Consider the following 23,328-nt stretch of genomic DNA (forward strand, 5'->3'; position numbering starts at 1 on the left):
TGTCAACGGAAGATCGAGTCCCGCCCCGTGGTGTGGACCTCCACCCCGTGGTGTCAACCTCAGGGGCGGAACTTTGGTCTTTCCTTGGAATGCGGGCTCCGGGATGCCGATCCACCGGCGTTGTCAGAGGGGTCGACCATAATGGAAAGCCTGACCGACTCCACCTGGAGGAATCGTGACCGGAATCCGTACCCTGAGCTCCGGGCTCCGCGAGCTGCGGCCCGCGGCCTTCGGCGCGGACCCGAGCGGCGAGCGCCTGGCGCGCATCCGCAGATCACCCCACTTCAAGGACGGGGTCTTCCAGAACCCCGGGGGCAATACGAACCTCCGCCCGTCCGGTGGCGCGATGCGCGGGATGGGCAAGTCCTACCTCGACAAGGAGCAGCGCGCCCTCCGCGCCCCCGACGGCGTGCTGCCCGTGCATGCCACCACCCTCGCCGACCTGGCCAGGCCCGCCGCCACCGGGCTGCGGCTGACCTGGATGGGGCACTCCAGCGTGCTGGCGGAGATCGACGGCCACCGGGTCCTCTTCGACCCGGTCTGGGGCGAGCGATGCTCCCCGTTCCCGTTCGCCGGACCCAAGCGGCTGCACCCGGTGCCCCTGCCGCTGGCCGCGCTCGGCCCGGTCGACGTCGTGGTCATCTCGCACGACCACTACGACCACCTGGACATGCCCACGATCAAGGCGCTGGCCGACACGGACACCCTGTTCGCCGTGCCGCTGGGCGTCGGCGCCCACCTGGAGCACTGGGGCGTGTCCGCCGACCGGCTGCGCGAGCTGGACTGGCACGAGGAGACCAAGGTCGGCGGCCTCACCCTGACCGCCACCCCGGCCCGCCACTTCTGCGGCCGTGGCCTGCGCAACACCCAGCACACCCTCTGGGCCTCCTGGGTGGTCGCCGGTGACGAGCACCGGATCTACCACAGCGGCGACACCGGCTACTTCGAGGGCTTCAAGGACATCGGTGCCGCGCACGGCCCGTTCGACGCCACGATGATCCAGATCGGTGCGTACAGCGAGTTCTGGCCCGACATCCACATGACACCCGAGGAGGGCATGCGCGCCCACCTCGACCTCCAGGGCGGGCAGCCGCACGGGGTGCTGCTGCCCATCCACTGGGGCACCTTCAATCTGGCGCTGCACCCGTGGGCCGAGCCCGGCGAGTGGACCGCGGACGAGGGAGAAGCGGTGGGTCAGACCGTGGCCGCACCGAGGCCGGGCGAGCCGTTCGAACCGGGCGGCGACCTGACGACGGCCCCATGGTGGCGGCCCTTCGGGGGTACGTTCGCCCACCACTGGCGGACCCCGAAGCCGGTGGCGACGGAACCGGGGCCGACGCCCGCTCCCGCGGAGCTGGACCTCGCGAACGAGCGCTGACCGAGCGGGTCCCGGAGGGTGAAGCGGGCCTGCCCGGTCGGCTCCGCTCAGTCGAGGACCGCAGTGGCCTCGACCTCGACGAGATGGTCGGGTACGTCCAGGGTCGCCACGCCGATCAGTGTGCCCGGCGCCATCGGCGTGGTGCCCAGCTTCGCGGCGGCCCGGGCGACCCCCTCCAGGAACAGGGGCATCTTGTCGGGGGTCCAGTCGACGACGTAGACGGTCAGTTTCACCACGTCGGCGAAGGACGCGCCGACCGCGGCCAGCGCGGTGCCGACGTTGAGGTAGCTCCGCTCGACCTGGGCGGCGAGGTCGCCTGCACCGACCGTGACCCCCTCGGCGTCCCAGGCGACCTGCCCGGCGACGAAGACCAGCTTCGACCCCGTCGCGATCGACACCTGCCGGTACACCGGGATCTGCGGCAATCCGCTGGGGTTCATCAGAGTGACGGCCATGCTGCCCACCTCGTTCTCGGTCACTTGTGGTTACTCGGAAACCGTAGGAGAGTTGCCGCTGACCTGGAAGAACGCACTTTTCAGTGACTGAGGAACCTTATGGTGACCAAGCAGTTCAGTGACTCGCCCGAGGATGCGGACCTGCGGCGCGCGGACTCGCTGGCGCGGGAGATCTTCTCCGACGTCGCCAACAAATGGGCGTTCCTGATCATCGAGGCCCTCGGCGAAGGCACCCTGCGCTTCAGCGAACTGCGGAACGCCATCGAGGGCATCAGCCACAAGATGCTCACCCAGAACCTGCGCATGCTGGAGCGCAACGGTCTGGTCGAGCGCGACGTGCACCCCACCGTGCCGCCGCGCGTCGAATACACCCTCACCGAGTCGGGCCAGGGACTCCGAGCGACGGTCGACGCCATGTGCGGCTGGACCCATCACTACCTCGGTCACATCGAGGCGGCCCGCCGCCGCTTCGACGCCTGACGCACTCGTACGTTCCCGCCGCGAACACGCTCTGTGATGCTCCGGGGTGTGATCGAGGGCGGCCGGGACCCCAGGAAACGCCTCTGCGGTTCGCCCTTGAGTGTGGGGCGAGTGCGTATCGGCGGGCGGGGCGGCATCGAACTCCTCGGCCTCCGACGCCCGTTCGCGACCGGTTCCGATCAGGGGTGATCGATTCTTTGTCCTTCTTCGGTCTGCGGTCGAGGAGGTTATCGGTCTGTCGTACGAGGCCTCATACCAGAGCGGGACGCTCACCGGGGGACTTTGTCAACTGCCCACCGCACCTGATGCGTTGGCGACTACTGTGAGTGTCCGTCGGGCGACGCGGGGCCGGATTTTTCGGTTCTCTCGACCGGCACCGCGATGGCGTATGCCCGAATCGCGCACCCTGCGCGAACCAACCGGCCCGACGCACCAGTACGAGGACGCCGATGTCTCAACTCCGTGCACCGGCCGCACGCGCAGACCGCCGTGAGGGCGGCCGGCACGGGCGACCGGCCGCCCGCCCCGTGCCCGCACTGCCCGATACGCACATACGCCCCCAACTCCTGCGCCTCGCCGTGCTGCCGCCCGTCGCGGTCGCGCTGAGCGCCAGCGCGGCAGTCCTGTTCACCGTCCGCTCCACCGGAGCGCGGACCAGCCTCACCCTCTGGGGTGTCCTCGCCGGAGCCACGTCGGTGACGTTCGCGGGCATCCTGATCGCCGCCGTGGCCGCGGGCCGCGCCGCCGGTTCCGTCAGCGACCGCATCGACGCCCTGCGTCGCAGCAGCGCGCGCGGCGAGGCCGATCTGCGCGACCTGGTCGAGGCGCTGCGCCGCGGCGAGGGCCCGCCCCAACGCAAGCCGCGCAGCAAACCCCCCGGGAACGCCGACGACTTCGACCTGCTCGCCGCCGACCTGGCACACGCGCACGACGGCGCCGTCACCGCCGTCGTGGCCGCCTCTCAACTCTCCAGCCAGGCGGGCAGCGAACAGAAGGTCGAGGTCTTCGTCAACCTCGCCCGGCGCCTGCAGTCCCTGGTGCACCGGGAGATCTCGATCCTCGACGAGTTGGAGAACGAGATCGAGGACCCCGACCTGCTCAAGGGCCTCTTCCACGTCGACCACCTCGCCACCCGCATCCGCCGCCACGCCGAGAACCTCGCCGTCCTCGGAGGTGCCGTCTCCCGCAGACAGTGGAGCAACCCGGTCTCCATGACCGAGGTACTGCGCTCCGCCATCGCCGAGGTCGAGCAGTACTCCCGCGTCAAGCTCGTGCCGCCGATCGACGGCACCCTGCGCGGCCACGCCGTCGCCGACGTGATCCACCTGCTGGCCGAACTCGTCGAGAACGCCACGGTGTTCTCCGCCCCGCACACCCAAGTACTGCTCCGCGTCAACCTCGTGACCTCGGGCCTCGCCGTCGAGGTCGAGGACCGCGGACTCGGCATGCCGGTCGGCGAACAGAGCCGCATGAACGCCCTGTTGACCGATCCCGACCAGGTCAACGTCGCCAGCCTGCTGGCCGACGGCCGCATCGGTCTGTTCGTGGTCTCCCAACTCGCTCGCCGCCACGGCATCCACGTCCGCCTGCAGACCAACATCTACGGCGGGGTGCAGGCCGTACTCGTAGTGCCACAGGCCTTGTTGGGTACGGCGCCGGGCGCCCCCGGGGCCGTAGGGCAGCCGCAGGACACCTTGGGCGGGGGGCAGCCGCTCGCGCCGCCGCAGCAGGCTCCGCGGATCGGGGCGGCGCAGGGTGGGAGTGAGGGGGGTCAACCGGCCCTCGGTCAGGGGCAATTGGCGTCGCCCGGCACGGCGGGGCGGCACCAGCGTGGGTCGGGGGCACCGGGGCGGCATCAACGACGGGACTCCGCACCGGGGCCGAACGGCAGCGGACCGCCGTTGCCCGTGCGAGGCGCCCACGCGGAACGGGCCAACCCCTCCGAAGCGGTGCCCGGCATCCGTCCCGACGACCGGGGGACCGTGGCGGAGAACGTGACCGCAGCGCCCGTCCCGCGCGGCGGAGCGGTACGCGGCACCATGGGCAAACCGCCCCAACTGCCCCGGCGCCGCGCCCAGGAACACATCGCACCCCAACTCCGCGACGGACCGGCACCACGCCAGGACTCCGAGGATCCCGCAGGCCACGACCCGGGCCTGATGGCCGCGTTCCAACGGGGGATCGGCCTCGCGGAGGCACGGCAGCACATGGAAGCGGCGGAGCTGGTGGAGGGGACCGAGGCGGCGTCACCGCACAAGGAGGCACCCCAGATCGTGGAGCCGCCGCATATGGAGGCTTCGCATCTGGATGCTTCGCACAGGGAGTTGGAGCATCCGGAGTCGGTGCGCCCGGAGTTCGTGCCCACAGGTGAGGTCTACACCGGTGAGGTCCACACGGGCGGTCTCTACATGAACGCGCTCCACGCGGAAACATCCGCCCCGGAACCCTCCACCCCGGAACCTCTCGCCGTAGAGCAACCGCACATGTCGCCAACCCACATGGGCTCCGGCTACATGGACACCGCGCTCCACCGCTACACCACTCAGCCCGCGACACCGGATGCGGGGGCGGACGTAGGCCCAGGCACGGATGCGGGCCCACGCACCTCCACCACCCCCGGCACCCACATTGGCCCGGACCGTTTCACCCTCGCCCCCCACATGGACGCGGCCCCCATAACCGAAGCGCACGCGCATGTGCGCGGTCACGACCACGACCTCACCGCCCGGCACGACGGGAGCGCATCAGCCGGATGACCACGCACGCCCCCACCCCCACAGCCACCCCCACCAGCGCTCCCGCAGACCTTCGTACCCCAAGGAGTCGATCCACCATGGCGAGCGATGCGCCGACCGGCCAGCCGACCGGCCATGTATCCGATCTCGACTGGCTGATGAGCGGCCTCGTGCAGCGCGTGCCGCACACCACCAGCGCGGTCCTGCTCTCCTGCGACGGGCTTGTGAAGTCGGTTCACGGGCTCGACCCCGACAGCGCCGACCACATGGCCGCCCTGGCCTCCGGGCTGTACTCCCTCGGCCGGAGTGCGGGCGTCCGCTTCGGTGACGGTGGAGACGTCCGACAGGTGGTCGTCGAGCTCGACTCGACGCTGCTCTTCGTCACCACGGCCGGCTCCGGCACCTGTCTCGCCGTGCTCGCGGGCCGGGAGGCCGACGCGGCCGTGCTCGGCTACGAGATGGCGATGTTGGTCAAGAGCGTCCGCCCCTACCTCGTGACCGCGCCCCGGCAGCACGCCGTCGAATCACCTGCGATGAGGCCTTGAGCGTGGCGACGGCCGGCGACGGGCCTTGGTTGGACGACGCGGCCGGACGTCTTGTGCGCCCCTTCACGGTCAGCAACGGCCGTACCCGGCCCTCCGTCGCGCTCGACCTCCTGTCGCAGGTGATGGCCACCGGCGCTGCCCCCCTCGGCTACCTCGGCCCGGAGCACGCGCAGGCGCTCGACCTGTGCCGCGCGCCCGTGTCCGTCGCCGAGGTCGCCGCGCACCTGAAGTTGCCGGCGGTGGTCACCAAGGTGCTGCTGTCGGACCTCGTCGACTGCGGGGCGCTGACCACCAAGCCACCCGAGTTCCACCACAACCCCACTGACCGGTCTCTTCTGGAGGCAGTGCTCGATGGACTACGACGACAGCTCTGACTACGAGAGCGGCCACGATCCCTTCCCCACCGCACTGAAGATCCTGGTGGCGGGCGGTTTCGGTGTCGGCAAGACGACCTTCGTCGGCGCGGTGAGCGAGATCGCGCCGCTCAGCACGGAGGAGCTGCTCACCACGGTCAGTGCCGCGACCGACGATCTCGAAGGCATCGAGAACAAGGTCGAGACGACCGTGGCGATGGACTTCGGCCGGATCACCCTCGACCCGGAACACGTGCTCTATCTGTTCGGTACGCCCGGACAGGAGCGGTTCTGGTTCATGTGGGACGAACTGTCCGAGGGCGCGCTCGGCGCGGTCATCCTCGCCGACACCCGACGACTGGAGGAGTGCTTCGCGGCCGTCGACTTCTTCGAACAGCGCGGCCTCGGCTTCATCGTCGCGATCAACGAGTTCGACGGCTCCTACCGCTACGACCCCGAGGAGGTGCGTGCCGCCATAGACCTCGACCCCGGGATCCCGGTCGTCCGCTGCGACGCGCGGATCTCCAGTTCCGGAGTCCAGACCCTGCTGACCCTCGTCCGCCATCTCATCGCCCACGCCCCGGCACACGTGCCGAGCCATGGTGCCCACATGTGATCCCCGCACACCGCCACGGAGTTCCTCTATGTCATACGTCCACAGGGACGGAGTACGCCCATGAGCTACGACCCGCCGCGTCCGGCCGGTCGTCTGCTGCTCACGCCCGAGGACAAGGAGGCCCCTCAACGGCGGCGCCGACTGCGCGGGTTGGGCCTCGGGTCACACCCGGACCCGGCGCTCGACGCCTTCGCCGACCATCTCGCCGACCTGACCGGTGCGCCGTACGCCATGGTCAACTTCATCGACGAGAACCGGCAGTTCTTCGCCGGTCTGCACACTCCGGGCGGGGTGGGACTGCCCAGACCCGTCACGGGAGGGGAGCACGCCAAGCCCGAGGTGGGCCGGCAGTTGGCGCGTGATTATGGGTTCTGCCCCCATGTGGTGGTCAGACGTAAGGCGCTGGTGTTGGAGGACGTCTGCGACTATCCGCGGTTCGCGGGCAATCCGGTCGTCGACGAGTTCGGGATCCGTTCCTATCTGGGGGCGCCGCTCATCGACTCCACGGGGATGGTGCTGGGCACCGTGTGTGTCGTCGACACGGAACCGCGGCCCTGGGGGAAGCAGGGTCTTGAGACGATCAAGTCGACGGCGGCGGAGCTGGTGTCCCGCCTGGAGCTGCTCGGCGGCGGATAGGCGGATGGGTGGGCGAACGGACAGTCGCTAGCCGACCGGTCGTATAGTTGTCGTATGGGTAGGACCAGTGATGCCGGAGAGAAGATCCTCGCCGCCGGGCGGTCGCTCTTCGAGGCACGCGGCTACTCGGCGCTGGGGGTGGCCGAGATCTGCAAGGCGGCCGGAGTGCCGAAGGGCAGCTTCTACTACTTCTACGCGTCGAAGGAGGCCCTCGCGCTGGCCGTCGTCGACGAACACTGGGCGGACCAGCGGCGGGAGTGGACGCGCATCCTCAGCGGTGTCGGCAAAGACCGCGGTGGCGCCGGTCGAGCCCAACCGCTGGACCGGCTGCGGAAGTTGTTCGAGGAGACCGAGGCCGGACAGCATGCCGTGCAGCAGGGCTGCGGCACCGTACTGGGCTGTCTGTTCGGCAACCTCAGCCTGGAGATGAGCAATCAGACCGAGGCCGTTCGCGCGCGGCTCCAGGAGATCTTCGACGCCCAGGTCGAGATGGTCGCCGCGGTCATCGGCGAGGCGCGCGAGCGCGGGGACGTCACCGTCAACGACTCCCAGGAGGCGGCGCGTTCCGTCGTCGCGCAGTTGGAGGGCCAGGTGATGTTCGCGAAGCTCTACAACAACACCGGGCGCCTGAGCCCCCTTTGGGGCAACTGCCTCGCGCTGCTCGGGGCCCGCACGGCCTGATCAGCGTTCGGCGGCCCGTACCTCCTGGGCCGGCACGGAGTGTCGTAGCGCCACCGTTCGACGGGGGAAGCCGGCCCGCAGGACGGCGGCTGCCGTGGCCGCGGTGAGGACCACCGCGGCGGCCAGGAGCAGGGCCGGGCGGTAGCCGTGGTGCAGCAGTGGGGCCACGGCCAGGGGGCCGAGGATCTGGCCGACGGAGTAGCCGGCGGTCAACAGGGCCACCGAGCGCGGGAATTGCAACTCCGCGCCGGCCGCGAGGGCGAGCGTGCTGACGCCGATGAAGGTCGCGCCGAACAGCACCGCGCCGACCAGGGCCGCCGCCACCCCGCCGACCAGCGCGGGCAGCGCGATGCCGACCGCCTGGATCACCAGCGCCACGCACAGCAGCCCGGGCCACGACCAACGGCGCCCGAGCCGCGCCCACAGCGCGGCGGACGGTACGGCGGCCAGCCCGACGAGCACCCACGCGCCGCTCCCGATCCAGCCGGGCGAGCTCTCTCCGATCGCGGCGACCAGGAAGGTCCCGGCGACGATGTAGCCGACGCCCTCCAGGGTGTAGCTGACGAACAAGGCGCCGAACCAGGGGGCAACCGCCCTTTCGGGGGCGTCAGTTGAGGGCATGACCGGCACTTCGGGTCGTAGATTCCACGCGACGGTCGCGAGCGCCGTGGCGAGCGCGGCCGAGGACCACCACGCGACCTGCCAGTCCGCGACGGAGCGCAGCGCGAGGACCAGCAGGCCGGAGAGCGCGATACCGGCGCCGACCCCGCCGAAGGCCCAGCCGGGGAGATGCGGCGGGTGGTTCCGCAGGTGGCCGAGGGCCGAGCTGACCGAGACCACGAAGATCAGCGCGCTCGCGACGCCGGCCAGCAGGCGCAGCGCGATCCACACCTCGGTGGTGCGGGTGGCGGGCATCGCGGCGAGCGTGCCGATCAGCAGGACGAGGGCGACGCGGAAGACCGCGCGTGAGCGGACCAGGGCGGGCAGCAGGGTGCCCGCGAGGGCGCCGAGGAAGTAGCCGACGTAGTTGGCGGTGGCCAGGTGCGCGCCGGCGTCGGTGCTCAGGCCCGCCTGCGCGTGCATCAGCGGGAGGATCGGGGTGTAGACGAAGCGGCCGACCCCCATGCCGGCCGCGAGCGCCGCGGCGACCCGGGCGACATGGGGCCAGGGCGACAGGAGGGTGCCGTCCGCCCGGGGCGCGGGGACCGGGGCGCAAGAGCTCATGAAGGTGAAATCCCTTGCAGGTGGGGGGAGTTACTCCGTATATCCGGGGTCGTTCGGGTGCGGTTCCAGCGGAGTGACGGCGAAGGTCATCCACGCGTGCAGGGGCAGGGTGCCGAGCACCTTCTCCTGGAGTTGCTCCTCGTCGTCGGCGCGCCAGACGCCCACGCTGCGCAACTCGCCGACGGGGCGCCACAGCCGCGCCAGATGGCCGGTCGAGGCCAGTTCGCGGGCCCGGACGGCCTCGGCGGCGCGCCGCTCGTCGACCTCCTCCTGAGGTGTGCCTTCGGGGACGGTCGTGGTGATCTCGACCAGGAACTCTCGCATGATCTCGCTCCGTTCGGGCCCGTCCGGCCCGGCGGCAGGGCGCCGGACTTCCATGCCCCCATCGTGGCCCCGGACCGGCGCGGGCGCCACGACAGGCTTGCTCCCTGTTGAGAGGGTCGGCCTCCCAGCCCGCGTAGCATGACGGGCGTGGAGCTGCGCCAACTCAGGTATTTCGTCGCCGTCGCCGAGGAACTGAACTTCGGCCGGGCCGCCGACCGCCTCCTGATCGCCGGCCCCTCCCTCTCCCAGCAGATCAAGGCCCTCGAACGCGATCTGGGCGTACGGCTCTTCGACCGCGACCGCCGCTCGGTCTCCCTCACCCCGGCCGGCGCCGCCCTGCTCCCGCACACCCGGGCGCTGCTGGAGCGGGCCGACGACCTCCGGCGCCGGGCCGGGCGGCTCGCGGGCTCGGAGGCGGTGCGGCTCGGTTACGTCAACTGGCTTCCCACCGAGCTGACTTCGCGCACCGCCGGAGTGGCCCAGGTGCATGTCGACGCGTGGGTCGCGCCCTCGCACACGCAGGCCGCCCGGGTCGCGGACGGCAGCCTGGATCTCGCGGTGTGCTGGGTACGGGACGAGGACCTGAAAAGGCACGGCCTCCGGGCCCGGCTGCTGGGTGCGGATCGCCTATATGCGGTGAGCACAGGCACCGACGCCGGTGATGTGTGGGCCCGGGACACATCCGTCCTCCTCGACGACGACACCAATTCCTGGTCGTCCTGGAACGTGTACGCCGAGCGGCTCGCCCACGACGCCGGGGCCCGCGCGGTGCCCATCGCCGACGGCGGGATCACCGGCCCCGCGTTCTTCGACCACGTCCGCCGCAGCCGCCGCCCGATCGTCAACTCGCCCAAGGGGCAGACCACTTCACTGCCTCCCGACCTGGTGCGCCGCGAGATCGTCGGACCCACCGTCCACTGGACCTGGTCGCTGGTGTGGCGCGAGGGCGAGACGCGTACCGCGGTCCTCGCCGCCGTGGACGCGCTCTGCGAAGGCGTCGACGCCGGCGACCTCGGACTGCGCGCCCCCGACGCCTGGCTGCCCGAGGGGGATCCGCACCGCTGACGTGTACTGGGAGGCCAGGCCTCCCAGCAGCGAGGAATCCGGTCCTGGGTAAACCCTCTCTGACCTTTGCTTTCACCTCCCTGGATCACCTACTTTCTCCAAAAGGCGACCGGTCGGCTAGTAGAAACGACCGACCGGGAGCACCTCGGCAACCACTTCGGAGAAGGTCGTCATGAGCACTCAGAACCAGAAGGTCGCGATCGTGACCGGTGCCTCGCAGGGCATCGGAGCCGGCGTCGTCGAGGCCTACCGCAAGCTCGGTTACGGCGTCGTCGCCACCTCGCGCACCATCGCCCCCGCCGATGACGCGGACGTCGTGACCGTCCAGGGCGACATCGCCGACCCGGCCACCGCCGAGCGGGTCGTGGCCGCCGCGATCGAGCGCTTCGGCCGTATCGACACGCTGGTCAACAACGCGGGCGTCTTCGTTGCGAAGCCCTTCACCGACTACACGGCCGACGACTACGCGGCCGTGCTCGGCATCAACATGACCGGGTTCTTCCGGATCACCCAGCTCGCCATCGGGCACATGCTCACCCAGGGCGGCGGCCACATCGTCAACGTCACCACCAGCCTGGTCGACAACGCGGACGCCCGTGTCCCCTCCGCGCTGGCCTCGCTGACCAAGGGCGGCCTGCAGTCGGCCACCAAGTCCCTCGCCATCGAGTACGCCACCCGCGGCATCCGCGCCAACGCTGTGTCGCCCGGCACCATCAAGACCCCGATGCACCCGGAGGAGACCCACATGGGCCTCGCCGCCCTGCATCCGGTCGGGAGGATGGGCGAGGTGAGCGACATCGTCGACGCCGTGGTGTTCTTGGAGAACGCTCCCTTCGTCACCGGCGAGATCCTGCATGTCGACGGCGGTATGAGCGCCGGTCACTGAGACCGGCCACGGAGAAAGGTCGACGGAGATGAACAGCACGAACGACGACGAAGTCATCCTGCGCGGTGTCCTGGACCCCTGGAAAGCTGCTGTGGACGCCCACGAACCGGAGGGGGTGGCCCGGCTCTTCACCGAGGACGCGATCTTCCAGGGGCTGCACCCCTACAGCGTCGGACGGCGGGGCGTCGCCGAGTACTACGACTCCCAACCTCTGGGCATGACCGCCGAGTTCGAGATCCTCGAAACCCGGCGATACGCCGACGACCTCGTACTCGGCTATCTGGACACGGAGTTCACGTTCACCGACCGGCCGCCGGTCGACGTCAAGCTCGCCGTGTTGGTGAAGCGGCTGGCGGACGGCTGGTACATCGCCCACTACCAGGTGTCGCGGCTCGACGGGTGACAGGCGTGACGGTGCCAGGTGTGAAGGAAAGCTGCGGCACGGCTTAAGAAAACCTCGATGGACCGGGGCGCTCAGGTGGGGCAGATTGCTAGCAGAATCCACCCCCACCCCTGGAACGGGCTCGTCCGGCATGCCCGGATCGTGCCCGGCCCCGGGACCTCACCCTCAGGAGCCGTAGCGTTGAAGGCGCTGGTCAAGGAGAAGGCGGAGCCCGGGCTGTGGCTCGCGGACGTCCCGGAGCCCGCCGTCGGACCCGGCGACGTACTGATCAGGGTCCTGCGGACCGGGATCTGCGGCACCGACCTGCACATCCGGAACTGGGACGGGTGGGCGCGGCAGACGATCCGTACGCCGTTGGTGCTCGGCCACGAGTTCGTGGGCGAGGTCGTCGGGACGGGCCGGGACGTCGCCGACATGGCTGTCGGTGAACTGGTCAGCGGCGAGGGTCACTTGGTGTGCGGCAAGTGCCGCAACTGCCTGGCCGGGCGACGCCACCTGTGCCGCGCCACGGTCGGGCTCGGCGTCGGACGGGACGGAGCCTTCGCGGAGTACGTCGCGCTGCCCGCCGCCAACGTGTGGGTGCACCGCGTCCCCGTCGACCTCGATGTGGCCGCGATCTTCGACCCGTTCGGCAACGCCGTGCACACCGCGCTGTCGTTCCCGCTCGTCGGCGAGGACGTGTTGATCACCGGTGCGGGCCCCATCGGTTTGATGGCGGCGGCAGTTGCCCGGCACGCCGGCGCGCGGAACGTCGTAGTGACGGATGTGAGCGAGGAGCGACTCGCCCTCGCCCGCAAGATCGGCGTCAGCCTCGCACTGAACGTGACGGATGCTCAGATCGCCGACGGCCAGCGGGAGTTGGGGCTCCGTGAGGGCTTCGACGTCGGCCTGGAGATGTCGGGCCGACCGGAGGCGATGCGCGACATGATCGCCAACATGACGCACGGCGGCCGTATCGCGATGCTCGGCCTGCCCTCCGAGGAGTTCCCGGTCGACTGGTCCCGCATCGTCACCTCGATGCTCACCATCAAGGGCATCTACGGCCGTGAGATGTTCGAGACGTGGTACGCCATGTCGGTGCTGCTGGAAGGCGGTCTGGACCTCGCGCCCGTGATCACCGGCCGCTACGGACACAGCGACTTCGAGGCGGCCTTCGCGGACGCGGCGAGCGGCCGCGGCGGCAAGGTCATCCTCGACTGGACCGCGTAACTCCCTTTGGGACCGAGCAACTCCCTGTCGGACCGAGTAACTCCCCCTCGGCGAAGGAACTTTAGGAGCTTCCCCCATGTTCGACTCCGTGCGCGACGACCTCCGCACCACCCTCGACGAGATCCGCGCCGCCGGACTCCACAAGCCCGAGCGCGTGATCGGCTCCCCGCAGTCCGCGACCGTCAACGTCACCGCGGGCGGCCGCCCCGGCGAGGTGCTCAACTTCTGCGCCAACAACTACCTGGGCCTCGCCGACCACCCCGAGGTCGTCGCCGCCGCCCACGAGGCCCTCGACCGCTGGGGCTACGGCATGGCCTCCGTGCGCTTCATCTGCGGAACCCAGGAGGTCCACAAGGAACTTGAGGCCCGCCTCTCCACGTTCCTCGGCCAGGAGGACACGATCCTCTACTCCTCCTGCTTCGACGCCAACGGCGGTGTCTTCGAAACCCTGTTGGGCCCGGAGGACGCGGTCATCTCCGACGCCCTCAACCACGCCTCGATCATCGACGGCATCCGGCTCTCCAAGGCCGGCCGTTTCCGCTACGCCAACCGCGACATGGCCGATCTGGAACGGCAGTTGAAGGAGGCGGCCGGCGCCCGGCGCAAGCTGATCGTCACCGATGGCGTCTTCTCCATGGACGGTTACGTCGCCCCGCTGCGCGAGATCTGCGACCTCGCCGACCGCTACGACGCGATGGTCATGGTCGACGACTCGCACGCCGTCGGCTTCGTCGGCCCCGGCGGCCGGGGCACCCCCGAACTGCACGGCGTCATGGACCGCGTCGACATCATCACCGGCACCCTCGGCAAGGCCCTCGGCGGCGCCTCCGGCGGTTACGTCGCCGCCCGCGCCGAGATCGTCGCGCTGCTGCGCCAGCGTTCACGGCCGTACCTCTTCTCGAACACCCTGGCCCCCGTGATCGCGGCGGCCTCGCTCAAGGTGCTCGACCTGCTGGAGTCCGCGGACGACCTGCGGGTCCAACTCGCCGAGAACACCGCCCTGTTCCGTCGCCGGATGAACGAGGAGGGCTTCGACATCCTCCCCGGCGACCACGCCATCGCACCCGTGATGATCGGCGACGCGACGGTCGCCGGCCGGATGGCGGAGCTGCTGCTGGAACGGGGTGTGTACGTGATCGGCTTCTCGTACCCGGTCGTCCCGCAGGGGAAGGCCCGCATCCGGGTCCAGCTGTCCGCCGCGCACTCGACGGAGGACGTGAACCGGGCGGTGGACGCGTTTGTGGCGGCCCGCGCTGAGCTGGACGCCTGAGCGGATCGGGAGGCCCGGGAGCGGCGGGAAACCTGAGGGAAACGGGAAGCCCGGGAGCGGCTGGAGACCTGAGGGGACCGAACAGCTTGGACATATTGCGATAATCGGTCCCATGATCGAAGCGCGGCGGCTCCACATCCTCCGTGCGGTGGCCGACCACCGCACCGTGACGGCGGCAGCCGCCGCGCTGTATCTGACCCCCTCGGCGGTCTCCCAGCAGCTCGCCGCCCTGGAGCAGGAGACCGGCCACCGCCTGGTCGAGCGCGGTGCAAAGGGCGTACGGCTGACCCCGGCCGGCGAGATCCTGCTCAGCCACACCAACGTGGTCCTGGCCCAGCTGGAGCGGGCCGAGGCGGAACTCGCCGCGTACAGCTCGGGCGCGGCCGGCACGGTCACCGTCGCCGCCTTCGCGACGGGTATCGCACAGGTCGTAGCCCCCGCGCTGTCCCGTCTGTCCCTCCTCGCACCCGGCATCCGCCTCCGCGTCCAGGACGCCGAGGGCGACGCCAGCCTGCCGATGGTGCTGGACCGGCAGGTGGACGTCGCGGTCGCCGTCGAGTACCGCGGGGCACCGCCCGCCGACGACCCGCGCCTGATCCATGTGCCGCTCTACGCCGAGCCGTTCGACGCGGTCGTCCCGCTCACCCACCGCCTCGCCGGCGCCGCCGAGGTCCCCCTCGCCGAACTGGCCAAGGACCCGTGGATCGGCCCGTACCCCGGCAACCCCTGCCACGAGGTCGTCGTCCTGGCCTGCGAGAACGCCGGATTCCAGCCCCGCCTAGAACACTCCTCCGACGACTTCCGCGCCGTCGTCGCCCTCGCCTCGGCCGACGCGGGCGTGGCCCTCGTCCCCCGCTCGGCGCTGCGCGGCATGGACCTGACGGGAGTCGTCGTCCGGCCCGTCGACGGGGTGGCGCCGACCCGCCGGGTCTTCGCCGCCGTACGACGCGGCACGGAGGAGCACCCGTTGATCCGCCCGGTACTGGACGCGCTGGAAGAAGTGGCCCGGACGTAACCTCGCCGTCTCATATCCGGGATACCGTCCCGGATATGAGATCCGAGGAAGCGGCTACGGCCCTCGACCCGGTGGACATCCGACTCGGCGCCCGACTCGCCGAGCTGCGCACCCAACACGGCTGGTCCCTGGGGGAGTTGGCGGAGCGCAGCGGGGTGAGCCGTTCGACCCTGTCCCGCGCCGAACGCGCCGAGATCAGCCCCACGGCCTCCCTCCTCAACCGCCTCTGCGGTGTCTACGGCCGCACCATGTCCCAACTCCTCAGCGAGGTAGAGGCCGCACCGGCGCTGCTGATCCGCGCCGCCGAGCAACCGGTGTGGGAGGACCGTGCCTCCGGTTTCGTACGGCGATCCGTGTCGCCCCCGCACACCGGGCTGCGCGGCGAACTCGTCGAGGGACGGCTCCGGGCGGGCGCCGACCTTGCCTACGACCGCCCGCCCGTGCCCGGCCTGGAGCAGCACATCTGGGTCCTGGAGGGTGCCCTCCAGGTGACGGCCCAGGACGTCGAGCACGATCTCGACGCCGGTGACTGTCTGCGGTTGCGGGTGTGGGGGCCGACGCGGTTCCGGTGCCCGGGTCCCGAGGACGTGCGCTATGTGCTGGCGGTGGTGCTGCCGTGAAGGTGACGGGTGTGACGCGTCTGGCGCGTCTGGAGGTCGCGCAACTGCTCGCCGCCGTCGATGAGTTGGCGGACCTGTTGACCGACACCGTGGACGACGGCGCCTCGATCGGCTTCCTCGCGCCGCTCGGCCGGGCGGCGGCCGTCGACTGGTGGCGGGAGCGTGCCGACGGTGTCGCCACCGGGCAGCTCGCGGTATGGGTGGCGTCGATGGGCGAGCGGGTGGTCGGCACGGTGAGCCTGGCCTTCCCGGACAAGCCCAACAGTCGCCACCGCGCCGAACTGGTCAAGCTGATGGTCCACCGGGACGCCAGGGGAGAGGGCCTCGGGCGCCGGCTGCTGACCCTCGCCGAGGACGCGGCCGTCGCCGCCGGCATCACCCTCCTCCACCTGGACACCGAGACCGACAGCCCCGCCGAGCACCTCTACCGCTCCACCGGCTGGACCCGGGCCGGTGTGATCCCGGACTACGCGGCGAGCCCGGACGGGGAGCTGCGTCCGACGACGCTCTACTACAAGCGCGTGGGGGCGGGAACGCCGGCGGACGCGGGTGCGGGGGCGACTGTCCGAGACCGGTGAGACCAGGTGGCCGGTCAGCGCGTGGAGATCCGTACCTCATCGACCGTCGGCAGGACGGTCGGCATGTCGTCGGTGACCCAGGCGTACTCCAGGGCCGCCAAGGTGGCGCCTTCGTCGGTCCACACCAACAACTCGCCGACGTACTCGCCCGACCGATCGAGGACGTGAGCGTCGACGGGTACGAGCTCGGACGCCATCGCCGCGCGCCGTACGGGTTCGCGAACCCGCAGGTCGACGCTCACGGATCCCGGTGCCCAGACGGCCACCACCTCCGTCCGCTCCAGCTGGCTCCGCAGCGCGGGGGCGTCGGCGAAGTCGGCCGAGAGGACGCACTCCAGCACGGCTCGCTCGGAGCTGTTCAGGGGACGGGGTTCGACGGGTACGGACGACATGCACCCATCATCCATGCTCTGTGCAGGGGCTCCCACCAGGTGGTTGTCAGTGGTGGCCGCTATGTTGCGTCTCATGCCGGATGCCGAAGACGTACGCCGTATCGCCCTCTCCCTCCCGGACACGACGGAGAAGATCGCCTGGAACATGCCCACTTTTCGGGTCGCCGGGAAGATGTTCGTCACGGTGCCCGAGGAGGAGACCTCCATCGCCGTGCGCTGCCCCAAGGAGGAGCGCGACGAACTGGTTCTCGCCGAACCGGAGAAGTTCTGGATCGCCGACCACGAGGCGGGCTTCGCCTGGGTCAGGGCCCGTCTCGCCGCACTGGACAGCGAGGAAGAACTCCGCGACATCCTCGCCGACTCCTGGCGTCAGGCGGCCCCACCCCGACTCCTGGACGCCCACCCGGAGTTGGGCCTCCCGTCCGGGTCCGGCGACTGAAATTCCCTCGGGCGTTGTCAGTGGTGCGTGGCATCATCCGGAAGCGGTAGTGGGAGCCGGGGCGGAGGGGGATGACGGGGAGGGCATCGGATCCGGTGCGCAAGGGGACAGGGCGTGAGTCGACGTCGGGCGGGGCGACCGGTGGGGGCGACGGCGATGACATCGTTGCCGGAGCCGTCGCGGGAGCCGGAGCCGGAGTTGCCGCGGGAGCGGCTGTCGCCGGGGCGGTGAAGAGTGCCGGTGCGGGCGACGAACGGCCCGTCTGGTCAAGGGACTTCGCGCTGTTCTTCGTGGCACGCGCCGTCGCCCGGCTCGGCGACACCATGCTGCCGGTCGCTCTCGCCGCCGGCCTGCTGGAACACGGGTACGGCGCGGGCGCGGTCGGCCTCGCCATGGCCTCCACGGCCGCCGCCTTCGCGGGACTTGTCGTCTTCGGCGGGGTGATCGCCGACCGGTTCAGCACCCGCAAGCTGATGATCGGCGCCGACCTGGTGCGCCTCGGCACCCAGTCCCTCGCCGCCGCGCTCTTCTTCACCGGCCATGTCGTGCTCTGGCAGATCTGCGCGATCGGCTTCGTCAACGGCGTGGCGGGCGCGGTGTTCCAGCCCGGCGTGGCGAGTACGGTGCCGCGACTCGCCTCCGACATCCAGGGCGCGAACGGCGCGATACGCATCGCCGAGTCCGCCGCCCAACTCGCGGGTCCGGCCGTCGCGGGCCTGCTCGTCGGATTCACCTCGCCCGGCGGCGTGTTCGCGGCCCACGCCGCCACCTACGCGGTCAGCGCCCTGTGCCTTCTGCTGCTCCGGCTGCCCCCGCTCGCGCCGGGCAGCCGCGAGCCGGGGCACGGGTCGGGCGCCTTCAAGGCCGATCTGGTCGAGGGATGGCGGGAGTTCAGATCACGCACGTGGCTGTGGGGAGTCATCGCCGTCTGGTGCCTCTACATGATCGCCGTATCGGGCCCGACCGTTCCGCTCGTCGCGACGGAGGTGGTGCAACAGCACGGCCCGCGCGTCTACGGCCTGATCAACTCGGCCCTCGGCGCGGGCACCGTCGTGGGCGGACTCCTCGCCCTCCGGCTGCGCCCCCGCCGTATGCTGCGCGCCGGGTCGATCGCCCTCTTCGCCTTCGCCGGTTTCCCGGCGACCGTCGGCGCGGGACTCGGCGTACCGGCCATGGCGGCCGGAGCCGCCGTCGCCGGGGTGGGAATGTCCTTCTGGGGCGTGATGTGGGCGACGAGCGTCCAGACCCAGGTCCCACCGGACGTCCTCAACCGCATCCACGCGTACGACGTGGCGGGCTCCCTCGCGATGATGCCCGTCGGCCAGGCCCTGGCGGGCCCGGCGGCCGCGGGCATCGGTGCCGACCATGTGCTGCTCGTCGCGGGGGCGATGAGCTTCGTGGTGCCGACGATTCTGCTCCTGGTGCCTGCCATACGCGGGCTGATACGGGCGGACGCGGTACCGGTGGGCCCGAGTGCTCCGGTCGCCCCGAGCGACGTGGCGATACGTGAACGGGCGTGCCCGCAGGACAGTTGACGGCGAGGGCCGGTGTCGGTGCGGCCTTCGGTGACGGCGAGGGCGTTGTCGTACGGCGAGGCCTCAGCCCCGTACCGCCACCCGCCCGCCGCCGCCTCCTCCCACAAAGCCGCCGATCCGCTCGCGCAGGGTCCGCGTGTCGAGGCCGTGCGCGGTGAGGTGGTCGGCGACGGTGCCGTAGCGCCGGAGTTCGGCGCGGCCGACGCCCAGGCCGAGCACACGGTGGGGCAGGTCGGCGAGCGCGTCGTTCGCGGCCGTGGTCGAGGTGCCCGCCAGATACGGTTCGACGAGGACGACGTCCGTCCCGGCGGCCCGCGTGGCGGCGCGCAACGCGTCCGCGTCGAAGGGCCGTACGGTCGTGGCGTACAGGACGGTGACGTCGAGGCCGTCCGTCGCGGCGAGGACGGCGTCGAGCATCGGTCCGACGGCGACGACCACGCCGGAGCGGCCTTCGCGGACGATGCGGAAGCGCGCGCCGTCGACCGGGAGGGCCTCCGCGTTCGACTGGACGGACAGCCGTACATACACCTTGTCGTCGCCCGCGGCGACCGCGTGCCGCAGCAGCGTCTCGGCCTCGTCCGGGTGGCCCGGCACGTGCACGGTCCAGCCGTCGAGTGTGTCGAGGAGGGCCACGTCGCCCGGAGCCATGTGGGTGAACCCGCCGGCAGGCCAGTCGAAGGAGGCCGCGGCGCTCACCAGTACCGCGCCGACGTCCTGGTGCCCGAGGTCCAGTTTCACCTGCTCGAAGGGTCGCTCGACGAGGAAACTCGCGAAGGTGTGCACGACCGGACGCATCCCGGTCAGGGCGAGGCCCGCGCCCGCCCCGACGAGGAGCTGCTCGCGGATGCCGACGTTGATCACCCGGTCGGGATGCCGGAGTTGGGCGTCCGCGAAGCCGTCCCTGCCGATCTCGGCGAGCACGACCGCGACCCGCGGGTCCTCGTCGAGCAGCCGGGAGACGACCGGGGCGAAACGGTCACGCATGGTGTCCATGGGGTGCCTTTCTCGATGTGCTGGTGAGGAGGTGGGGGGAGGGGCGATCAGGCGGACTTCGGCTCCACCCGGGCCACGACCACCTGCGGTCGGCCGGGATGCGGTGCGGTGAAGGCGGCGTACAGCGCCGCGTGGTCACGTCCGTCGACCGTCACCGCGGACCAGCCCGCCGCCTCGAAGCGGGCCGCGATGCCGCCGGGCCGGGCGTGGCTGGCGGAGGAGTTGTCGACGACGACGGTGTGCAGGCGGTCCAGTCCGGCGGGCCCGGCGAAGGCGATGGCCTCGTGGTTGCTGCCCTCGTCCAGCTCGGCGTCCCCTACCAGGACCCAGACCCGCGGTGCGGTGCGTCCCTGGGCGCGCAGCCCCAGTGCCGTCCCGACGGCGATCGGCAGCCCGTGCCCCAGCGACCCGCTGCCGATCTCGGCGCCCGGCACCAGCACCCGGTCGGGGTGGTGTCCGAGCGGCGAGTCGTAGGAACCGAAGCCCGGGAGCCACTCCACCGGTACGAATCCCTTGGCGGCCAGCACCGCGTAGTAGGCCATCGGACCGTGCCCCTTGGACAGCAGGAACCGGTCACGCTCGGGGTCGTCCATCCGCTCCGGGCCGACCCGCAGCACCCGGTCGTAGAGGACCCACAGCACGTCCAGCGTCGAGGTCGCCGCCGGACCGTGCTTCTCGTCGCCGGTCATCCGTCCCATGAGGTGGGGCAGGTCGCTGTGCGTGTACGGGCGGCTGTGTTCCGTGGTTGTCGTCGTCATATGGACGATCGTGCAACCTCAACCAAACTTCAGGTCAAGCACTGCCGGGGGACGGGACCGGAAGTCGGCCTCGAATAAAGGCGTGCGCGATCACCGACGCGAGTGCGGTATTGTTTCCATGCGTGTTCGGCCAGGGGAAACCCCAGGTCAGACGGGCAACGGGACGTGGCGCAGCTTGGTAGCGCACTTGACTGGGGGTCAAGGGGTCGCAGGTTCAAATCCTGTCGTCCCGACTTTTGAAGTCGCAGGTCAGAGGCCGTTTTCTCAGCGATGGGAAGACGGTCTTTGTCGTGTCTGCGGGGGGCGGTTCGCGGAGCCGTTGGAAGCCGTGGCGGCGAAGGCCGGCCACCGGCCGCCGGATCCGCCGCAGTGTTCGCGGGTGGCGACCTGATCGGCCTTTGCGGCACCACCACGCGCAAACTTTGCCTTCTGAGGTGGGGTCGGACGGCTCGCAAGAAATGCGCCACGCGGGCCTGTGGGTCGGCCCGTTGGGAACCCGGTACGGCCGGGGTCGGTTTGCGGGGGCTTCGGGGGCGTGCTGGTCGGTGCGCATGATCTCGGAGCCGACGGCGACGACCCGGTCGAGGTCGTCCTCGGCGCCTGCCTGCGCGAACGGAACGGTACGGACCTGTTTCCGGGTGTCGTCGATCAGTGCCGGGACGCCTCGGGTCGCCGGCACCGTCGGCTCGGCGAGCTCCCGCCGTCGCAGGGCGCAAGGGACGTTTTGCGTCACCAGGGCACCCGCAGGCGGTCGTCGATCTATGGCCCCGCCTTCAAATATTGAGCACAAAGTCCACACAGACCTCTCTCCAGGCGGCCCCAGATGGTCTAGATTGACCCTGCTTTCGCAATGGTGGGACACCAGGCGACAAATGGTGATCCATGGGTCCGGCGATGTGGACGGCCAGTAGCCGCGTCTCTCGCGCCTGACGTGGGGGTGATCGGTACTTGGACCCGTAGGGGGGCTTGGGGCGCGGGGAACATCCGGGGTTTCGACGGGTTTCCACGTACCTCGGGGGCTTGGCAGGACCTGCGAGTGCGCTGTCGCCAGGGGGTTGACCACGTAACTCTGAGACAGCCGGGATGCCATCCGCCGGGGGCGGCGGCGTTCCGAGGGGGAACGGTGCGGTGGGGGCCTCCCGAGGGGAGGCACAGTGCGGGGGGCGGGGACCCTCCGCAGGGGGCGAAACAGTGTGAGGCGGCGACGCCGTATCACTGGGGACCTTGGGGGGTTCTGTGCGGCAGGGGGGAATAGTCGGCCCTTTTCCGTCGGCGCGTGGGCGTCTGGTGGACGGGGCGATCAGTCAGCCCGCGACCGATTGGGAGCAGCGGTACCGCCGTACCGTGATCATCAGTGACACGGTGGCCACTGCCTGTGTGGTGGGGGCGATCGGCGACTTCTTCGGGGCCCGGGACGCGGCCAACTGGCATGAGAAATGGGGGATTCTCGCCTTCGGCACCCAGCTGCTGGTGCTGGGGGCGCTTGCGGTGAGCCGGGCGTGGGCTCCGGCCGTGCTCGGCCAGGGTGCCGAGGAATTCCGTCGGCTCGGACGCTCGCTGTTCACCGCGACCGTCGTGCTGGCGCTCGGCGGGATCGCCCTGACCTCGCGCAACATCAAGCTCTGGATCTTCGTCGCGATCCCCGCGATCGCGCTCGTCACCATGACCGAGCGGTATGTGCTCCGGCTCTGGCTGCACAGACAGCGCAACGAAGGACGGTGCCTGAGACCGGTGCTCGCCGCCGGGAGCCCGGACACCGTGCGCGACCTGATCAATCGCACCCGCAAGTTTCCGCACCTCGGCTGGCGGGTGGAGGCGGTGTGCACGACGGACGGCCGGGGGATCGACGGCGAGCAAGGCGGGCTCGACGGTGACCAGTTGGACGGAGTCCCGGTCATCGGCATGCTGGAGGACGTCGCCAAGCACGTCCGCCACGACGGCTACCGCGTCGTCGCCGTCACCCCGGACCCGCACTGGTCACCGGCCCGGCTGCAGCGGCTGGCCTGGAACCTCGAAGGCAGCGACGCCGAGATGATCGTGGCCCCCGTGCTGATGGAGGTGGCCGGCCCGCGCCTGCATGTCGACGCGGTGCTCGGAATCCCGCTGCTGCGGGTCAGCATGCCGACCTTCAGCGGGGGCCGCCGGGCGATCAAAGGAGTCGTCGACCGGATAGGCGCAACGATTCTCCTGGTGCTGTTGGCACCGCTGATGCTCCTCGTCGGTCTGCTCGTGCTGATGGACAGCCGGGGCGGGGCGATCTATCGCCAGCGCAGGGTCGGCAAGGACGGCCGCGAGTTCACCATCGTCAAGTTCCGCACCATGGTCAGCGGGGCCCACGGGGCACGTGCGGACCTGGCCGACCGGAACGAGGGCGCGGGTCTGCTGTTCAAGCTCCGCCAGGATCCGCGGGTGACCCGGGTGGGAGCAGTGCTGCGCCGGTACTCGCTCGACGAGCTCCCGCAGCTTTTCAACGTGCTCACCGGATCGATGTCGCTCGTCGGACCGCGGCCTCCGCTGCCGGAGGAGTCCGCCGCGTACGGCCCGGACATCCGGCGGCGGCTGCTGGTCAAGCCCGGCCTCACCGGCCTGTGGCAGATCAGCGGACGCAGCGATCTGTCGTGGGAGGAGGCGGTCCGCCTCGACCTGCGATACGTGGAGGACTGGTCCCTCGCCCTGGACACGGTGATCTTGTGGAAGACGCTGCGTGCGGTGCTCCACGGGCAAGGGGCCTACTGATG

The 23,328-nt window shown here is 70.6% G+C and carries 26 protein-coding genes and 1 tRNA gene; 21 read left to right on the forward strand and 6 right to left on the reverse strand.

Annotated elements, in window-relative coordinates:
• Positions 1–175 precede the first annotated feature (175 nt).
• Positions 176–1,378, forward strand: a complete 1,203-nt coding sequence (locus tag OG588_RS42955) for an MBL fold metallo-hydrolase (protein WP_405951976.1) — start codon at positions 176–178, stop codon at positions 1,376–1,378.
• A gap of 47 nt (positions 1,379–1,425) precedes the next feature.
• On the opposite strand, the gene OG588_RS42960 is transcribed toward OG588_RS42955, so the two are convergent.
• Entirely contained in the window at positions 1,426–1,833 is a 408-nt protein-coding gene (locus tag OG588_RS42960; RefSeq protein WP_405951977.1) for a RidA family protein, read from the reverse strand.
• Positions 1,834–1,932: 99 nt separating this feature from the next.
• On the opposite strand from OG588_RS42960, the gene OG588_RS42965 reads away from it, so the two are divergent.
• The 7 genes from OG588_RS42965 to OG588_RS42995 all read left to right on the forward strand — a co-directional run bounded on the left by OG588_RS42965 (position 1,933) and on the right by OG588_RS42995 (position 7,879).
• Complete coding sequence (locus OG588_RS42965; RefSeq protein WP_019062163.1) at positions 1,933–2,313, forward strand: helix-turn-helix domain-containing protein; 381 nt, start codon at positions 1,933–1,935, stop codon at positions 2,311–2,313.
• Between the two features lie 449 nt (positions 2,314–2,762).
• Positions 2,763–5,069, forward strand: a complete 2,307-nt coding sequence (locus tag OG588_RS42970; protein WP_405951978.1) for an ATP-binding protein — start codon at positions 2,763–2,765, stop codon at positions 5,067–5,069.
• A gap of 77 nt (positions 5,070–5,146) precedes the next feature.
• Positions 5,147–5,593 (forward strand): roadblock/LC7 domain-containing protein, encoded by a 447-nt coding sequence (locus tag OG588_RS42975; RefSeq protein ID WP_019062161.1) that lies wholly within the window; start codon positions 5,147–5,149, stop codon positions 5,591–5,593.
• Between the two features lie 2 nt (positions 5,594–5,595).
• The gene (locus tag OG588_RS42980; RefSeq protein WP_405953356.1) at positions 5,596–5,967 is read left to right on the forward strand and encodes a DUF742 domain-containing protein; all 372 of its coding nucleotides are present in this window, start codon (positions 5,596–5,598) and stop codon (positions 5,965–5,967) included.
• A complete protein-coding gene (locus OG588_RS42985; protein WP_019062159.1) occupies positions 5,945–6,562 on the forward strand; it encodes an ATP/GTP-binding protein in 618 nt (205 codons plus the stop codon). The genes OG588_RS42980 and OG588_RS42985 overlap by 23 nt, the downstream gene beginning before the upstream one ends.
• A gap of 60 nt (positions 6,563–6,622) precedes the next feature.
• The gene (locus OG588_RS42990) at positions 6,623–7,198 is read left to right on the forward strand and encodes a GAF domain-containing protein (protein WP_393029168.1); all 576 of its coding nucleotides are present in this window, start codon (positions 6,623–6,625) and stop codon (positions 7,196–7,198) included.
• A 54-nt stretch (positions 7,199–7,252) separates the two neighbouring features.
• Positions 7,253–7,879, forward strand: coding sequence for a TetR/AcrR family transcriptional regulator (locus OG588_RS42995; protein ID WP_405951979.1), 627 nt, complete (start codon positions 7,253–7,255; stop codon positions 7,877–7,879).
• Here OG588_RS42995 and OG588_RS43000 read toward each other — a convergent pair whose 3' ends face one another.
• Positions 7,880–9,103: a YbfB/YjiJ family MFS transporter gene (locus OG588_RS43000; RefSeq protein ID WP_405951980.1), complete on the reverse strand. Its 1,224-nt coding sequence runs from the start codon at positions 9,101–9,103 to the stop codon at positions 7,880–7,882.
• Positions 9,104–9,133: 30 nt separating this feature from the next.
• A complete protein-coding gene (locus tag OG588_RS43005; protein WP_405951981.1) occupies positions 9,134–9,427 on the reverse strand; it encodes a muconolactone Delta-isomerase family protein in 294 nt (97 codons plus the stop codon).
• Between the two features lie 138 nt (positions 9,428–9,565).
• On the opposite strand from OG588_RS43005, the gene OG588_RS43010 reads away from it, so the two are divergent.
• The 8 genes from OG588_RS43010 to OG588_RS43045 all read left to right on the forward strand — a co-directional run bounded on the left by OG588_RS43010 (position 9,566) and on the right by OG588_RS43045 (position 16,473).
• A complete protein-coding gene (locus OG588_RS43010; RefSeq protein WP_405951982.1) occupies positions 9,566–10,492 on the forward strand; it encodes a LysR family transcriptional regulator in 927 nt (308 codons plus the stop codon).
• Positions 10,493–10,664: 172 nt separating this feature from the next.
• Positions 10,665–11,378: an SDR family NAD(P)-dependent oxidoreductase gene (locus OG588_RS43015; protein ID WP_405951983.1), complete on the forward strand. Its 714-nt coding sequence runs from the start codon at positions 10,665–10,667 to the stop codon at positions 11,376–11,378.
• Positions 11,379–11,406: 28 nt separating this feature from the next.
• Complete coding sequence (locus tag OG588_RS43020) at positions 11,407–11,781, forward strand: YybH family protein (RefSeq protein WP_405951984.1); 375 nt, start codon at positions 11,407–11,409, stop codon at positions 11,779–11,781.
• A gap of 180 nt (positions 11,782–11,961) precedes the next feature.
• Positions 11,962–12,990, forward strand: coding sequence for an L-threonine 3-dehydrogenase (tdh, locus tag OG588_RS43025; RefSeq protein ID WP_405951985.1), 1,029 nt, complete (start codon positions 11,962–11,964; stop codon positions 12,988–12,990).
• Between the two features lie 76 nt (positions 12,991–13,066).
• Positions 13,067–14,260 (forward strand): glycine C-acetyltransferase, encoded by a 1,194-nt coding sequence (locus OG588_RS43030; protein WP_405951986.1) that lies wholly within the window; start codon positions 13,067–13,069, stop codon positions 14,258–14,260.
• Positions 14,261–14,372: 112 nt separating this feature from the next.
• Positions 14,373–15,275 (forward strand): LysR family transcriptional regulator, encoded by a 903-nt coding sequence (locus OG588_RS43035; protein WP_393029141.1) that lies wholly within the window; start codon positions 14,373–14,375, stop codon positions 15,273–15,275.
• Between the two features lie 35 nt (positions 15,276–15,310).
• A complete protein-coding gene (locus OG588_RS43040) occupies positions 15,311–15,895 on the forward strand; it encodes a helix-turn-helix domain-containing protein (RefSeq protein WP_405951987.1) in 585 nt (194 codons plus the stop codon).
• 11 nt (positions 15,896–15,906) lie between these two features.
• Complete coding sequence (locus tag OG588_RS43045) at positions 15,907–16,473, forward strand: GNAT family N-acetyltransferase (RefSeq protein ID WP_405951988.1); 567 nt, start codon at positions 15,907–15,909, stop codon at positions 16,471–16,473.
• Between the two features lie 14 nt (positions 16,474–16,487).
• Here OG588_RS43045 and OG588_RS43050 read toward each other — a convergent pair whose 3' ends face one another.
• Entirely contained in the window at positions 16,488–16,865 is a 378-nt protein-coding gene (locus OG588_RS43050) for a hypothetical protein (protein WP_405951989.1), read from the reverse strand.
• Positions 16,866–16,938: 73 nt separating this feature from the next.
• Here OG588_RS43050 and OG588_RS43055 point away from each other — a divergent pair, with 73 nt between their 5' ends.
• Both OG588_RS43055 and OG588_RS43060 read left to right on the forward strand, forming a co-directional pair.
• A complete protein-coding gene (locus OG588_RS43055) occupies positions 16,939–17,304 on the forward strand; it encodes an MmcQ/YjbR family DNA-binding protein (protein ID WP_405951990.1) in 366 nt (121 codons plus the stop codon).
• A 227-nt stretch (positions 17,305–17,531) separates the two neighbouring features.
• Positions 17,532–18,839 carry an MFS transporter gene (locus tag OG588_RS43060; protein WP_405953357.1) on the forward strand — a complete coding sequence of 436 codons (1,308 nt, stop codon included), beginning with the start codon at positions 17,532–17,534 and terminating at the stop codon, positions 18,837–18,839.
• Positions 18,840–18,902: 63 nt separating this feature from the next.
• On the opposite strand, the gene OG588_RS43065 is transcribed toward OG588_RS43060, so the two are convergent.
• Positions 18,903–19,832 (reverse strand): transketolase family protein, encoded by a 930-nt coding sequence (locus OG588_RS43065; protein WP_405951991.1) that lies wholly within the window; start codon positions 19,830–19,832, stop codon positions 18,903–18,905.
• 47 nt (positions 19,833–19,879) lie between these two features.
• Positions 19,880–20,590, reverse strand: a complete 711-nt coding sequence (locus tag OG588_RS43070; protein WP_405951992.1) for a transketolase — start codon at positions 20,588–20,590, stop codon at positions 19,880–19,882.
• Positions 20,591–20,749: 159 nt separating this feature from the next.
• On the opposite strand from OG588_RS43070, the gene OG588_RS43075 reads away from it, so the two are divergent.
• The 3 genes from OG588_RS43075 to OG588_RS43085 all read left to right on the forward strand — a co-directional run bounded on the left by OG588_RS43075 (position 20,750) and on the right by OG588_RS43085 (position 23,326).
• Positions 20,750–20,823 (forward strand) — tRNA-Pro (locus tag OG588_RS43075).
• Positions 20,824–21,125: 302 nt separating this feature from the next.
• Positions 21,126–21,374, forward strand: coding sequence for a hypothetical protein (locus tag OG588_RS43080; protein WP_405951993.1), 249 nt, complete (start codon positions 21,126–21,128; stop codon positions 21,372–21,374).
• A 452-nt stretch (positions 21,375–21,826) separates the two neighbouring features.
• Entirely contained in the window at positions 21,827–23,326 is a 1,500-nt protein-coding gene (locus OG588_RS43085; RefSeq protein ID WP_405951994.1) for a sugar transferase, read from the forward strand.
• Positions 23,327–23,328: the final 2 nt, after the last annotated feature.

The organism is Streptomyces prunicolor (assembly GCF_045162825.1).
GTDB lineage: Bacteria > Actinomycetota > Actinomycetes > Streptomycetales > Streptomycetaceae > Streptomyces > Streptomyces prunicolor.